At 58.9% G+C, this 14,299-nt stretch carries 13 protein-coding genes and 1 pseudogene; 10 read left to right on the plus strand and 4 right to left on the minus strand.

Annotated elements, in window-relative coordinates:
* Positions 1-119 precede the first annotated feature (119 nt).
* Positions 120-3,032, minus strand: a complete 2,913-nt coding sequence (locus AB7M26_RS03925; RefSeq protein ID WP_123498376.1) for an aminotransferase — start codon at positions 3,030-3,032, stop codon at positions 120-122.
* Between the two features lie 214 nt (positions 3,033-3,246).
* Between AB7M26_RS03925 and AB7M26_RS03930 the strand changes: the two are divergent.
* The 8 genes and pseudogenes from AB7M26_RS03930 (at position 3,247) to AB7M26_RS03965 (ending at position 10,170) form a co-directional block, all read left to right on the plus strand.
* Positions 3,247-4,410 (plus strand): annotated as a pseudogene (locus tag AB7M26_RS03930) (S-type pyocin domain-containing protein).
* A gap of 7 nt (positions 4,411-4,417) precedes the next feature.
* Positions 4,418-4,672, plus strand: a complete 255-nt coding sequence (locus AB7M26_RS03935) for a colicin E3-like toxin immunity protein (RefSeq protein WP_123498372.1) — start codon at positions 4,418-4,420, stop codon at positions 4,670-4,672.
* Positions 4,673-4,799: 127 nt separating this feature from the next.
* A complete protein-coding gene (locus AB7M26_RS03940) occupies positions 4,800-5,045 on the plus strand; it encodes a colicin E3-like toxin immunity protein (RefSeq protein ID WP_123498370.1) in 246 nt (81 codons plus the stop codon).
* 54 nt (positions 5,046-5,099) lie between these two features.
* Positions 5,100-5,660: a DUF3916 domain-containing protein gene (locus AB7M26_RS03945; RefSeq protein ID WP_123498368.1), complete on the plus strand. Its 561-nt coding sequence runs from the start codon at positions 5,100-5,102 to the stop codon at positions 5,658-5,660.
* A gap of 159 nt (positions 5,661-5,819) precedes the next feature.
* Positions 5,820-6,365 carry a dTDP-4-dehydrorhamnose 3,5-epimerase gene (gene rfbC, locus AB7M26_RS03950; protein ID WP_007895246.1) on the plus strand — a complete coding sequence of 182 codons (546 nt, stop codon included), beginning with the start codon at positions 5,820-5,822 and terminating at the stop codon, positions 6,363-6,365.
* Positions 6,366-6,471: 106 nt separating this feature from the next.
* Entirely contained in the window at positions 6,472-8,280 is a 1,809-nt protein-coding gene (locus AB7M26_RS03955) for a sensor histidine kinase (protein WP_123498428.1), read from the plus strand.
* Complete coding sequence (locus AB7M26_RS03960) at positions 8,277-9,671, plus strand: sigma-54-dependent transcriptional regulator (RefSeq protein WP_123498366.1); 1,395 nt, start codon at positions 8,277-8,279, stop codon at positions 9,669-9,671. Before AB7M26_RS03955 ends, AB7M26_RS03960 begins: the two co-directional genes overlap by 4 nt.
* A gap of 40 nt (positions 9,672-9,711) precedes the next feature.
* Complete coding sequence (locus AB7M26_RS03965) at positions 9,712-10,170, plus strand: YiiD C-terminal domain-containing protein (protein ID WP_123498364.1); 459 nt, start codon at positions 9,712-9,714, stop codon at positions 10,168-10,170.
* A 166-nt stretch (positions 10,171-10,336) separates the two neighbouring features.
* Here AB7M26_RS03965 and cysQ read toward each other — a convergent pair whose 3' ends face one another.
* Positions 10,337-11,170 (minus strand): 3'(2'),5'-bisphosphate nucleotidase CysQ, encoded by an 834-nt coding sequence (gene cysQ / locus AB7M26_RS03970; protein ID WP_123498362.1) that lies wholly within the window; start codon positions 11,168-11,170, stop codon positions 10,337-10,339.
* Positions 11,167-11,733 (minus strand): ADP compounds hydrolase NudE, encoded by a 567-nt coding sequence (gene nudE / locus AB7M26_RS03975; RefSeq protein WP_429387989.1) that lies wholly within the window; start codon positions 11,731-11,733, stop codon positions 11,167-11,169. The genes cysQ and nudE overlap by 4 nt, the downstream gene beginning before the upstream one ends.
* A 231-nt stretch (positions 11,734-11,964) precedes the next feature.
* Between nudE and yrfG the strand changes: the two genes are divergently transcribed.
* Positions 11,965-12,627 carry a GMP/IMP nucleotidase gene (yrfG, locus tag AB7M26_RS03980; protein ID WP_123498358.1) on the plus strand — a complete coding sequence of 221 codons (663 nt, stop codon included), beginning with the start codon at positions 11,965-11,967 and terminating at the stop codon, positions 12,625-12,627.
* A gap of 125 nt (positions 12,628-12,752) precedes the next feature.
* Here yrfG and lysM read toward each other — a convergent pair whose 3' ends face one another.
* Complete coding sequence (lysM, locus tag AB7M26_RS03985) at positions 12,753-13,193, minus strand: peptidoglycan-binding protein LysM (RefSeq protein ID WP_429375700.1); 441 nt, start codon at positions 13,191-13,193, stop codon at positions 12,753-12,755.
* Between the two features lie 137 nt (positions 13,194-13,330).
* Between lysM and AB7M26_RS03990 the strand changes: the two genes are divergently transcribed.
* Positions 13,331-14,218, plus strand: a complete 888-nt coding sequence (locus AB7M26_RS03990; protein ID WP_123498354.1) for a LysR family transcriptional regulator — start codon at positions 13,331-13,333, stop codon at positions 14,216-14,218.
* Positions 14,219-14,299: the final 81 nt, after the last annotated feature.

A 14,299-nucleotide genomic window follows, 5' to 3' on the forward strand; every position in this document is an offset into this window, starting at 1 on the left:
GCGATTCCAAGGTAGGAGCTGCCGAAGGCTGCGATCTTTTGATCTTTAGCGATATCACCAATGCCAAAAATCAAAAGATCGCAGCCTTCGGCAGCTCCTACAGGGGGCCGCAGCGCTGCTTATAGGCCCTCATCCAAGGCTTTGGACAGCATGTCGACAAAGAAATCCACGCTCTGACGCGACGTAACCATCGGCGGCTTGATCTTGAGAATGTTCAGGTAATCGCCCGTCGGCTGCATGAAGATCCCCAGCTCACGAAGGCGATCGCACAACGCCGTGGTTTCTTCGGTCGCGGGCTCCAGGGTTTCTCGATTGCGGATCAACTCCACGCCCAGATAGAAGCCGGAACCATGCACCGCTCCCACCAACGGATGCTGGTCAATCAACGCTTCAAGGCGTTCTTTGAAATACCCGCCCACAACCTGCGCGTTCTCCCAGAGTTTTTCTTCTTCCATCACATCCAGCACTGCCATGCCGATTTGGCAACTGACCGGGCTGCCACCGGCTGACGAGAAGAAGTAACCCTCGGCCTCCAGCGCTTCGGCAATTTCCCGTCGGGTAATGACAGCGCCCAACGGTTGGCCGTTACCCATGCCTTTGGCCATGGTGATGATGTCCGGCACCACGCCCTGTTCTTCGAAGCCCCAGAAGAATTTGCCCATGCGGCCGTAACCGACCTGCACTTCGTCGGCGATGCACACCCCGCCCTGAGCGCGGACCAGCGCATAGACCTGCTTCAAATAGCCCGGCGGCAGCGAGATACCGCCGGCATTACCGTACACCGGCTCGCAGATGAAACCGGCCAGTTGGCGTTTCTGTTCGGCAATTTTCGCCAGGTTATATTCGACGCTGCGCACGTAGTCCGGTGCGCTGTCGATGCCACGAAACTCACCGCGATAGGTGTTCGGCGCGGTCACTGGATGCACCCAGTCCGGACGGCTGCTCAAGGCCTTGGGGTTGTCGGCAATCGAGGTCGAAACCGCGTCCGCCGCCACTGACCAACCGTGATACGCCTCCAGCACGCTGAGCATGTCGCGACCGCCGCTGTAGGCCCAGGCCAGACGGATCGCCAGATCATTGGCCTCGGTGCCGCTGTTGACCAGAAATACGCGATCCATGTTGTCCGGTGCCAGCTTCAGCAAACGCTCGGAAAACTCGGCAATCGCCGCGTAGTGAAAACGCGAATTGGTGTTGAGCAACGACCACTGCCGGCTGGCGACGGCAGCCATGCGCGGATGGCCATGACCCAGGACCGCGACGTTGTTGAGCATGTCGAGGTAAGAGCGACCCTGCATGTCGATCAGGTGATTGCGCCAGCCGCGCTCGATGCGCGGCGGGTCAACGTAATAGTGCTTCTGGGAGCGAGCGAAACTCGCGTCACGGCGGGCGAGCAATGTCTGCGGGTCGAGCTCTTCTTGCGCATCACAGGCCAGGCCCAGCAACACGGCAGGTGAAGGACATAACGCCTGCCAGGCTGCGGCGCGCGATGGCGTACAAAACAACGGCGCGTCGAGCTGAGCACTTCGGCATAACTGCACGATCAACGGCCCGCTGACTGAGCCCAGCACCTGGCCTTTGACCAGCGCCGCGCTACTGCGAACCGATGGAGCCACACCCCACAATCGGACGCTGAGCTCTGGGCCATCCAGTTGCAGCAAGTTCTCCCCTTCGATATGGATAACGCCGGCGAACGGCGCTTCGACCGTCGTGCCGTCGGGCACTCGCAATGCAACATGTAACGGGAAAGTATCCGGTTCACTGGCGCTATCCGGCCGAGTGCGGGACAGACGATACTGGCCATATCGACTGGCCGCCAGACCGTGAGCCGCGGCGGCCTCAGTCAGCAGACGCTGGTCGATCCCCTCTTGCTCCCAGTTACCCGCCTCGAAATGCGCACTGAGCACGCCCAGATCGATCAACGCAAATTCACGCCCCACCAGACTCGGCAACAATGGCGCGAAGTCTTCACTGCCGATGCTCGGCAGGCTTTGACCGACTGCGGTAAGAATCGCCGCCTCCATCAACGCCAACGGCACCGATGTGGCAGCACGGAAAATTTCCCACTCATGGGTCAGGTTGTCGCGACTGTACTCATTGCCCGGATCGACGCTGACCTGCTGTTCCCCACTCAGCACCAGCACCGCCGAACGCGCAACGATCAGCGGCCAGAGTGCCAGCAACTCTTCATGCTGCAACGGATTGACCGCGTGATAAGCCCGAACCGCCGGCAAAATGCAGAACGGATCGCCATCGGCATGGTGCAGCAGCGCGGCGCAGGTCACCGACAGATCGGTGATCCGCCAGGTACGGACCAGGTCGCCGAAATCGATGACACCCTGCAACTGCCATTGGCGCTGCGAATCCCGCTGCCAGACTACGTTGTCGTCGGTGATGTCCATGTGAATCGCCTGCACCGGCAGCTTGTCCACCAAGGGCTGCAAATGGCGCTCGGCCTGTTCGGCGGCTTCAGCAATCAACGCTCGTTGCCGCTCATCCTTGATCACCGGCAGCAAATGCGCGATTAACGCGTTGGCATGGCGAGCGTCCCATTGCAGGGTGCGCTCAAGGCCTGGGTGATTGAAACCGGCCAGCGCCAGGTCCATTTCGCCGCAGAGCCGACCAAAACCGGCGACCACTGAACGGCTCAGGTGATCGAGGTGCGTCAGGGACTGGCCGTCGATGTAATCAAGCAGGCGCACGTGCACCGCTTGGCCGCCGACCTCAAGTGAGAGCAAGTCTGCGCCATTTTTGGCAGCGATCACTCCAGGCACCGGCACGCCGGAATGTTCAGCCAGATGCTTGAGCCCTGCGTGTTGGGCTTGCAGCTCCAGCGCCGAGTAATCGCCACGACAGATTTTCAGGACAAAACGCCCCTGCTCGCTGTCGACGCGGAAATTGAGATCCTGCTGGCTCCCAAGGGCCTGCAACCGCCCGCTCAGCCCGTAATGCTCTTTCAGCAGCTCTATCGCTTGCGCCGCAGACACCTGCGGGCTGGGCAGACTGGCGCGGTGAATCAACGTGGCGAGCGGCATACAACGACCCCTGAAATTTTATTAGGCGCTTATATCGCCATTGCTTGGGGCAATACGCAACCCCTTATACCGGTCAGAGGGTCGGCATTGGGGATGGTTTCCGGTCAGCGATTACTCAGATGAACTTTCCTACGCAACGCATCGACCGGCAGGAATGCCCGGGAATCAACCAAGCCCATAAGCTGATTCCCCTCAATAGGGAAATCCGCCATACATGCCAGAACGCTCATACCCGCTGACTTACAAGGAGCAGTTGCGTCGCCGTATCTTGCGTCCGCCGCCATCCGTAAACGAATACCAACCCATTGCCGATTTTCCCGAATCTCGGCCCACGACTCCTGAGCCACTGACACCCATGGGTTGTGTGTTCGCCAAATCCTGCAAATTGCCGGACGGAATCATCAACTACACGAACCCATCGGGCTTTGTTCCGCTGGACGCATTGAAGGATTATGGAGACTTTTCGCTTCTAGGCGGACGTCAAGCCGATAGCTCTGGCGCCATTCCTCTGAAGAAAATCAGCGGCAATGCCTTGCCGATCGGATTGGGTGGTCTTGCCTTGGCTGGCCCGGCCGTAAGCAGTGCCGCAGTTGCCGGCGGGACTATCGCCTCTGGTTTTCTGACCGGTTTAGTCGCGCTGCTCTGGCCTGGTGAGCTGGCGGATAGCGCGCTATACACCGACGAACAACTGCGCAGCCTCAAACAAGCCAACTCACGTGTACGGCTGAACATCGAACAGCAGGCCGACGGCTCTCTTAAGGGTTACGCCTTTTACACTGGTAAAAACGCCGATTGACAGATGATTCCAGTTATCCAGTTTCAAGACCGAGGCAGCCAGCAGGTAGCCGAATTCGGTGAAGGCTTGGAATTGATTTGGACCCCGGCCGTAGACCCTGGCGAAACTCTCGGCATCCCCGCACTGGAGGCTGCACCTCAAGCGCCAACGATCTGGGTTTACCCTCCTACACAGGCAAGTCGCGATATTCTCGTTAACCCGATTTATCCGCCGGAGTATCAGGATTTCATTCTGGTTTTCCCCCTGGATTCAGGGGTGCGGCCGCTGTATGTGGTGATAAATTCCAGGAAGAGACTCCTCAATCCTGATCACGATTACATCGACGCGCCACAAACAGAAGAGATCAACGGTATTGCGGGGTTGCGTCAGGTCCGTGGAAAAACACCGCGACAAGGAGGCGGTGGAGTAAGAGACAGATGGATCGATAGCAAGGGTCGTAAGTTTTACGAGTGGGACTACTGTCACGGCGAACTTGAAAAATATCTAGTCAGCGACGGAAGTCATTTAGGAGCGTTCTGTCACCTGACCGGTAAGCAGTTGAAGCCAGCGGACAAGCGCCGAAATATCAAAAAATATTTGTGAGGCAACAATGGGACTACGAATCAGAATTCATTGGTTCGATGAGGCTACCGACATCGAAAAAGGTAAGGAGTATTCCCGCGACTTGGGGGAGGACGGCTCGGTGATGAAGGTGCTCGGCTTGCCTATAGAGGAGACCGTTAACAATGGGTTGTTTGACGTTACTCAAGCTTGGCTCCCTACGCTCCAACCTTATTTCGGACACCAAATAGATTTGAGCACGTTCAATTATCAGATTGGGTTTTCTTATCGTGAGCAATGGTAAAGAAGACCAGTCAACGATATTAGGCAGTGTTGATCATGAAGGGCGCCTTCGATCATGTGACGGGGGGAGCAAAGAAAACCGCCGAACAAAAAACGCAACATCAAAAAATTCATGTAAGGAACACAATATGGCTTTAAGAATAAGACTTGAGTGGTATGACAAAAGCACTGACCTTGGGCTTGGAGAAGAGCTATCGAACATTATCGAAGACAATGATTTCGTATTTACAACACTGGGACTTACAGATGAGCACCAAATATTCGATGGCGGATACAACGTCCTTCCAGAATGGATTTCATTGCTTCAATCCTACTTTACGCACCCTATCGACACTGCTCGGCACGACTATCAGATTGCCTTCCGCCTACCTTGATACACGACGACGATAGAGCGGATAAAAAATATATTCAGGATAAAATCAAACACCATGCGCCGAATTGCATTTTCAAACAAGAAAATACGAAACATCCCACGCCGCCTGCGAGCTCTAAAAGCGTGGGCAGCAAGTTATGAAGGTTACTTTCCTAACGACCTGCCCATCGACCAGGGCTATGTAAACTGCAAAATTCCGGTATTGGAAACGTTGGTGGAAGGTAAACAAGCCACCTTGGCCATTCAAAAGGAATGCGCCCAACAACTGATCAATACTGCCCACCACCTGATTCAGGCCAGACCTGAAAACACCATCAACTGCAGGATAGTAGCCACCATCACCACCCCCGACATGTTCTCGAGTGAAATCTGCATTTACACCGACATGAGTCGCTACCGTGGTCACGTCCTGCCGTTCGACTACAGTTATTTCCGCCAAATCCGAATCACCGACAGAAGCCTCGCCACCGAGTGGGGCCTTGTACTGCCGAAAGGGATGAATGAGGCAGGGTTTCACTTCGTTCATGAGGATGAAGACGGCCAAAAGTTTGAGTCCGAACACTGGTACTTCGGAGAGGTGGACAAGACCGACGATGGTTCCGAGGAGGGGCGCTGAAAATACAGAACCTCAAAATACTCTGCGACGAGAATCCGCAACTGTTCAGCTAGCCGGTGTCGCCTCGATGAATTTGCCCTTCCAGGTACTCCCCACTCGCACCCGCCGCCACTTTGCGTAAGAATGTCGGCCATCAACGCCTAATGCTGGAGAAACACCATGAATGTAGTCACCACCGACCTGCCCGGTGTTCTGATCATCGAACCCAAGGTATTTGGTGACGAGCGCGGTTTCTTCTATGAGAGCTTCAACGCCAAGGCTTTCGAAGAAGCGACTGGCCTGAACACCCAATTCGTTCAGGACAACCATTCCCGCTCGCAAAAAGGTGTACTGCGCGGTTTGCATTACCAGTTGGAGAACACTCAGGGCAAACTGGTCCGTGTCACCGCCGGAGAGGTGCTGGACGTGGCGGTGGATATTCGCCGCAGCTCGCCGCATTTCGGCAAATGGGTCGCTGTGCGTCTGTCCGCCGACAACCATCGCCAACTCTGGGTACCTGAAGGTTTTGCCCATGGTTTCGTGGTACTGAGCGATTTTGCCGAGTTCCTCTATAAGACCACCGACTACTACACTCCGTCGGCCGAGCGCAGCATTCGCTGGGACGATCCTGACCTGGGCATCGACTGGCAGCTGGACGAAGCACCGAAACTGTCCGCCAAGGATCAGTCCGCCGCGTTCTTCAAGGACGCTGAAGTCTTTTCCTGAATGCCTGTGTGAATGTTCACCGCCAGCGCGCACTTGATCCCAGGTGCGCAGACTGCGCCCGCAAGCCTAGGCATAATGCGTCCATACCCATAGGCGCTTGATGCTCATGACACCAACTCTCCCCCGCAGACCCCGCTGGCGCAGCCTGGCGCTACTCGCGTTGTGCCTGGCGCCCTTGCTTTGGCCTCTGGAGCATTTGGCCGAGCGTTACTACCGCAGCGAACTGGCCGGACAGAACCGTCAGACCCTCGACCTCTACGTCGCCAACCTGCTGGGCACTCTGCATCGGTATGAAGTGTTACCGCAGATTCTCGGCGAGTTGCCCGCCCTGCGCGCGACATTGGCTGCACCCGACGAGGGCGTGATTCAGGGCAATGCCAATCGCCTGCTGAAAAACATCAGTGCCCAGACCGGCGCCGAAGTCATGTACCTGATGGACACCACCGGCAAGACGCTGGCGGCCTCCAATTGGGACAAACACGACAGCTTCGTTGGCCGCAATTTCGCTTTCCGTCCTTATTTCAGCGAAGCCATGGCCGGGCGTCTGGGGCGCTTCTTCGGCCTGGGCACCACCTCGGCCAAGCGCGGTTACTTCTTCGCGGCGGCGATACGTGATCGCGAAAAAATCATCGGCGTACTGGTGATCAAGGTCGACCTCGACCACACCGAAAGCCTCTGGGGTAAAACCCCAGAACAACTGTTGGTCACCGACCACAATGGCGTGGTCATCCTCACGTCACGGCCCGAGTGGCGTTTCCGCTCGACCCGTCCATTGAGCGACGCAGAACGCGAGGCCATTACCGCGATTCAACCCTACCCGACCCGCGATCCCAAGCCGTTGAATCTAGACGCCAACGCCTGGCTGACCCAAACCCGGCAGATCGAAGAAACCGGCTGGAGCGTCAGTATCCTTGCGCCGCGCACCCTGATCGATCGTCCGGTACGCACCGTCGTGGCCATTGGCGGCGCAACGCTGCTGGTATTGATGCTGCTGCTGGGCTTGATGATGCAGCGCCGACGCCATTACCTGGAGCGGATCGCCTTCGAAGGCAAGGCCCGCCAGGAACTGGAAGGCCGGGTCGCCGAACGGACCAGCGACCTCGAAGGCCTCAACCGTCGACTCAAGCAGGAAGTGCTGGAGCGCGAACACGCTCAGCAGGAACTGGTGCGCGCGCAGGATGACCTGGTGCAGGCCGGCAAGCTCTCGGCGCTGGGGACGATGTCGGCGAGCATCAGCCATGAGCTCAACCAACCGCTGGCGGCAATCCGCAGCTACGCGGAAAACGCCGAAGTGCTGCTCGATCATCAGCGCACCGAGGATGCTCGCGGCAACCTCAAGCTGATCAGCGAATTGACCGGGCGCATGGCCTCGATCATCGCCCACCTGCGCGCCTTCGCCCGGCGTGATCGCCACGCCCCGGAAAGTGTTGCCCTGCAACCGGCACTGGACGACGCGCTGGCGTTACTGGCCAAGCGTCGGCGCAGCATGGAAGTCGAGCTGATCCGTGACCTGCCGGCTGCCACCCTATGGGTCGAGGCCGGGGAAACCCGTCTGCGCCAGGTACTCGGCAACCTGCTGGCCAATGCCCTCGATGCCCTGACGGAAAAAGGCCCGCCGCGTAAACTCTGGTTGAGTGCCGAGTCCACCGCCGACGGCGTCAATCTGTACATTCGCGACAATGGCCCCGGGTTCTGCCTGGAAGCGCTGGGGCGTGCCGGCGAGCCCTTCTACACCACCAAGACCCGCACTCAGGGGCTTGGCTTGGGGCTGGCGATCTGCGACACCCTGATGCGCGCCTTCGGTGGTGAATTGTCGTTCTCCAACCACAAGGAAGGTGGCGCCCTGATTACCCTGAAGTTGCGCGCAGGCGCACCGGGCGTGAGCCTGCAACCGTCCGAGGACCGAAGTGCATGACCATCGACAACCGCATCCAGGTCGTGTTGATCGACGACGATCCCCACCTGCGCCAGGCCCTGAGCCAGACCCTGGACCTGGCCGGCCTGAAAATCCTGCCGCTGGCTGAAGCCAAAGGCCTGGCCGGGCAGCTGGAGCGTGACTGGCCGGGCGTGGTGGTCAGTGACATCCGCATGCCAGGCATGGACGGCCTCGAACTGCTGACCGAACTCCACGCCCAGGACCCGGAGCTACCCGTGCTGCTGATCACCGGCCACGGCGATGTGCCGCTGGCCGTTCAAGCCATGCGTGCCGGAGCCTATGATTTTCTGGAAAAACCTTTCGCCAGCGACGCGCTGCTCGACAGCGTACGTCGTGCCCTGGACCTGCGCCGGCTGGTGCTGGACAACCGCAGCCTGCGTCTGGCCCTGAGCGATCGCAACGAACTGAGCGCTCGGCTCGTCGGGCAATCAGCGCCGATGCTGCGCCTGCGCGAGCAGATCGGTGCACTGGCGGCGACCAAGGCCGACGTGCTGATCCTCGGCGAAACCGGTGCGGGCAAGGAAGTGGTGGCGCGCGCGCTGCACGACCTGTCGAGTCGGCGTAACGGTCCATTCGTGGCGATCAACGCCGGGGCTCTGGCCGAGTCGGTGGTGGAAAGCGAGCTGTTCGGTCACGAGCCCGGTGCGTTTACCGGCGCGCAGAAGCGTCGCATCGGCAAGTTCGAATTTGCCAATGGCGGCACGTTGTTCCTCGATGAAATCGAAAGCATGAGCCTGGACGTGCAGGTGAAATTGCTGCGCTTGCTGCAAGAGCGGGTCGTCGAGCGCTTGGGCGGCAACCAGCTGATCCCGCTCGACATCCGCATCATTGCCGCGACCAAGGAGGACCTGCGTCAATCCGCTGATCAGGGCCGCTTCCGTGCCGACTTGTATTACCGCCTGAACGTCGCGCCGCTGCGCATTCCGCCGCTGCGTGAGCGAGGCGAAGATGCGCTGATGCTGTTCCAGCATTTCGCCGATGAAGCCAGCGCCCGCCACGGTTTGCCACCCCACGAATTGCAGCCGGGACACCGGGCGCTGCTATTGCGCCACACCTGGCCAGGCAATGTACGTGAACTGCAGAACGCCGCCGAACGCTTTGCCCTGGGTCTGGAACTGGCGCTGGACAACAGTGCGCCGGATGGCGGCGTCGGCAGCACGATTGAAGTCGTCAGCGGCGGCCTTAGCGAGCAAGTGGAGAACTTCGAGAAGAGTTTGATTGCCGCCGAACTGGCGCGCTCGCACAGTTCCGTGCGCAGTCTCGCCGAAGCGCTCGGGATTCCGCGCAAAACCTTGCATGACAAACTGCGCAAGCATGGTCTGAACTTCGCCGATGCCGGCGCCGGCAGCCACACTGACGACCTTGATTGAGCTACCGTAAGATCATCCCCTTCACACAAAAGGCCCGTGAATGAACCGCGACAGTCGTCACCTGGAATCGATCCTCCATTCTGACATCCCCCTCACGCGGGACATGGGCCTCAAAGTGCTCGACTGGCACGACCAACAACTGCGCCTGCACCTGCCGCTTGCGGCCAACGTCAATCACAAGAGCACCATGTTCGGTGGCAGTCTGTATTGCGGCGCAGTGCTGGCCGGCTGGGGCTGGCTGCATTTGCGTTTGCGTGAAGAAGGCATCATCGAAGACGGGCACATCGTGATTCAGGAAGGGCAGATCAGCTACCCGCTGCCGGTCACCATGGACGCGACGGCGATTTGCCAGGCACCGAGTGCGGCAGTCTGGAAGAAGTTTCTGGCAATGTATGAGCGGTATGGGCGGGCGCGGTTGACGCTGCATTCGCGGATCGTGAATACCGGGAGTGAAGAGGATGCGGTGAAGTTCGTGGGACAGTACGTGCTGCACCGCTAGGAACCAGCCAAAACAGAACCTGTGGCGAGGGAGCTTGCTCCCGCTCGGCTGCGCAGCAGTCGCCATTCAGACGACGGGGGTTAACTGATATTGCGCGCTGGCTGGATTTGGGGCCGCTTCGCGACCCAGCGGGAGCAAGCTCCCTCGCCACAAAATTATGCGAAACTCAGGAACGTGCGAGTTTCAGCAGTTTCTCCCGCCATGCCGCCTTGGCCGGCAGCGCCAGAAAGAATTCATTCAGCAACGACTCCCGCGCCGGATAGCAGAACGGCTCACCATTCAAATCCAGCACCTCCCCCCCCGCACCTTCCAGCACACCTTGCGCAGCCGCCGTGTCCCACTGCGAAGTCGGCGCCAGCCGCGGATAACAATCCGCCGCGCCTTCTGCCAGCAGGCAAAATTTCAGCGAGCTGCCGATGTTCGCCAGTTGCAACTCACCCAGGCTATCGCTCAACCCCGCGAGTAACCGTTCTTGCTCAGGGCTCGAATGCCGACGACTGGCGACTACCGTGAAAAGCTCACCCGCAGCCGGAACCTCGCGAACCTGAATCGGCAACGGCTCGGCGCCTTTATCACCACGCCAGGCACCCAACCCTGCACCGCCAACATAAAAGCGCCCGTTGGTCGGCATCGACACCACACCAAACACCACACGCCCCTGCTCGATCAGCGCAATGTTGACAGTGAACTCTTCGCTACCGGAGATGAACTCCTTGGTCCCGTCCAACGGATCAACCAGCCACCAGCGCTGCCACCCGGCGCGCACGCTCTGGGGGATATTGGCGTCTTCTTCGGACAGCACCGGAATGCTCGGGTCCAGCGCTGTCAGCCCGGCCAGAATCACGTGATGAGCGGCCATGTCGGCGGCTGTAACCGGGGAATCATCGGACTTTGCAGTGACAGCAACGTTGACGCGCCAGAACGGCAGGATCGCCTCGCCAGCCTTCAAAGCCAGTTCAACGACTGGCGCCATCAACGGATGGGAAAAATTCAAGCTCACGGTAAAAACACCCCACGTTGAGTCAGTAAGTCACGGGCCAGATACAGCGCCGCCAAGGCACGGCCCTCGGTGAATCGTGGATTCTGCGCCAAAGACGACAATTCACGCAGGTTGATCTTTTCCACCCCCATCGGCTCGGGCTCGTCCCCCCCCAGGCGTTCTTCGTACAGCTCAGTGGCCAGCACCACCTGGATCCTCTGGCTCATGTAGCCCGGTGACAATGACAACTCGGTCAAATGCTCAAGCTGTCGCGCGCCATACCCGGCCTCTTCCATGAGCTCCCGCTCGGCCGCCGCCAACACGTCTTCGCCCGGCTCGATCAAACCTTTGGGCAGGGACAATTCATAAGCATCGGTGCCGCCGCAGTATTCCTCCACCAACACCGCGTGCTCCGCGTCGAGCATCGCCACAATCATCACTGCGCCATGGCCGGTGCCTTTGCTGACCAGACGCTCGTAAGTACGCTCCACGCCATTGGAAAAGCGCAACTTCAGCTCTTCGACACAGAACAAACGGCTGGTGGCGACAATGTCGCGGGCGAGTACGGTGGGTTTCTGGCGCATAGATGGCTCCTTGGCGTAAGCGGGTTACTATACAGGCTGTTTGAAAGCTGCTGCGCTCGAGATTGCTGCGTCAAAAACAGGCTCGGACGGGTCATTTACAACTCGTAAACTCCCCGTCCTCGCCTGTTTTTTCCTTGCACTCCCTTCGCTCGCGACGCTTTCCACCCAGCCTGTACCCGGCCTATCCTGATTGTTTATCCCGGATATCTTTTTTACCGCTGGAGAAGTTTTATGTCCCTGCTGCCCTGGCATGACATCGATACCGTTTTGCTGGATATGGACGGCACGTTGCTGGACCTGCACTACGACAACCATTTCTGGATGGAGCACCTGCCCCAGCGTTATGCCGAGCTGCACGGGGTGAGCCGGGCCATGGCGGAGCTGGAATTGCAGCCGCTGTTCGAACGCAATGCCGGACAATTGCAGTGGTACTGCCTGGATTTCTGGAGCGCCGAGCTGAAGCTGTCGGTGCGCGAACTGAAACTGGAAACCGCGCACTTGATCGCCCTGCGTGCGGATGCGGACACTTTTCTGGCGGCGATCAAACGGGCCGGCAAACGCGTGGTACTGATCACCAACGCCCACCGCGACTCGCTGTCATTGAAGCTGGAACGAATTGAACTGGCGCCGTATTTCGAGCGCTTGATCAGCTCTCACGATTACGGTTTCCCCAAGGAAAACCCGCAGTTCTGGGATGCCTTGCAAGCCGACATCGGCTTCGATCCGGCGCGCAGTCTGTTTATCGACGATACGTTGCCGATTCTGCGCAGTGCGCGCAATTTTGGCGTGGCGCATCTGTTGGCCGTGAGCGAGCCAGACAGCCGAAAAGGGCCGAAGGACACGGCCGAGTTTGCGGCGGTGGGGGATTATCGGGAGCTCATTACAGGACTTTAGACCGAGTCGCCTGCATCGCGGGCAAGCCACGCTCCCACAGGTTTTGTGTCGTGTGCACTCTACGCGAACGACAAAACCTGTGGGAGCGTGGCTTGCCCGCGATGGCCATCACACGGTCTCAAGTCTTACTCAGGAATCCGCAACACCTGCCCCGGATAGATCTTGTCCGGGTGCGACAGCATAGGTTTGTTGGCCTCGAAGATTTTGTTGTACTTGTTCGGGTCGCCGTATTCGGCCTTGGAAATCGCGCTGAGGGTGTCGCCCTTTTTCACCGTAACGAAACGAGCGGCCTTCGCCACCGGTCCGGTCACCGTGATCTGGTCATCCACGCTAGCGACACCGGCAATATTGCCCACGGCCAGCAGAATTTTTTCCTTCTCTTCCTGACTCGCCACTTCACCAGTGACGATGACTTTGTCGCCCTCGATTGTCGCCTGAACATTCGGATTACCCAGGCCGACCTTGCTGATGTGTTCCTTCAACTGCTCGCTGGCATTCGCATTGCCAGGTGTCAGCAGATCAATAAGTTTTTCGCCTGCTTCTTTCACAAAGCTAAAAATACTCATGGTGCATTCTCCTTGGGGTTTAGGTTCCAGACGCCAAAGACTAGACCAGCCTTGCAAAGCCCGGTTCCCAGCCGACCAATGACCCAACCCCGCGCAGGCGGTAGAATCGCAAACCTTGCCCGCGCCCTGGAGCGAAGATGGACATCAAGCAGCTCAAATTCCTCATCGCTCTCGACGAAACCCGGCATTTTGGCCAGGCCGCCGCGCGTTGTCACATCACCCAACCGACCCTGTCCATGCGCCTGCGCAGCCTCGAAGAAGAACTCGAACTGCCGCTGGTCAACCGCGGCCAGCGCTTCGAAGGTTTCACCGCGCCGGGCGAGCGCGTGCTGGCGTGGGCGCGTACGGTGCTAGCGGCCTACGACGGCTTGCAGGCCGAAGCGGCTGCCTGTCGCGGCAACCTCGTGGGTACGTTGCGTCTGGGCGTGGTGCCGCTGTCGAGTTTCGACCCGGTACCGCTGATGCAGCGCCTGCACGCCGAGCACCCGAACCTGCGCTTCGAACTCTCGGCACTGAGTTCCGAGCAGATCCTCGAGCAGCTGGCGAACAACCGTCTCGACCTCGGCGTGTCGTACCTGGAGCGTCTGGACGGTGAGCGTTTCGATTCCCTGGCCTTCAGCGAAACCCGCATGGGCTTGCTCTACGATCAGCGTTTCTTCAGTTTCGGTGACGCGCCCTTAAGCTGGAAATCGTTGATTGAACTGCCGTTGGGCATGCTCACCAGTGGCATGCATTTTCGCCAGTCCATCGACCATAACTTCCACAGCCGTGGCTTGGCCCCACAACCGTTGCTGCAAACCGATGCGGTCCACCAGTTGTTACAAGCGGTACACGGCGGTCTGTGCTGCGCCGTGATGCCATTGGAAGGTGGACTGGAAAACCTCACCGATCACTTGCGCCTGCAGCCTATAGAAAGTGCCCAGACCCTCGCCCGGCTGGGGCTGATCATGCGTCGTAGCGCTCCGCGTTCGGCGCTTGCAGAAGCCTGTTTCGCGATATATCAGCAATCAGTGGCCGGCTCTTGATCGACGTCATCTATCAGCAGATCAGTAATAGCAATTAGACACGACCCGCTGACCCGCCTAGGCTTAAAACTGACCAACCCA

The organism is Pseudomonas sp. F-14 TE3482 (genome assembly GCF_053629455.1).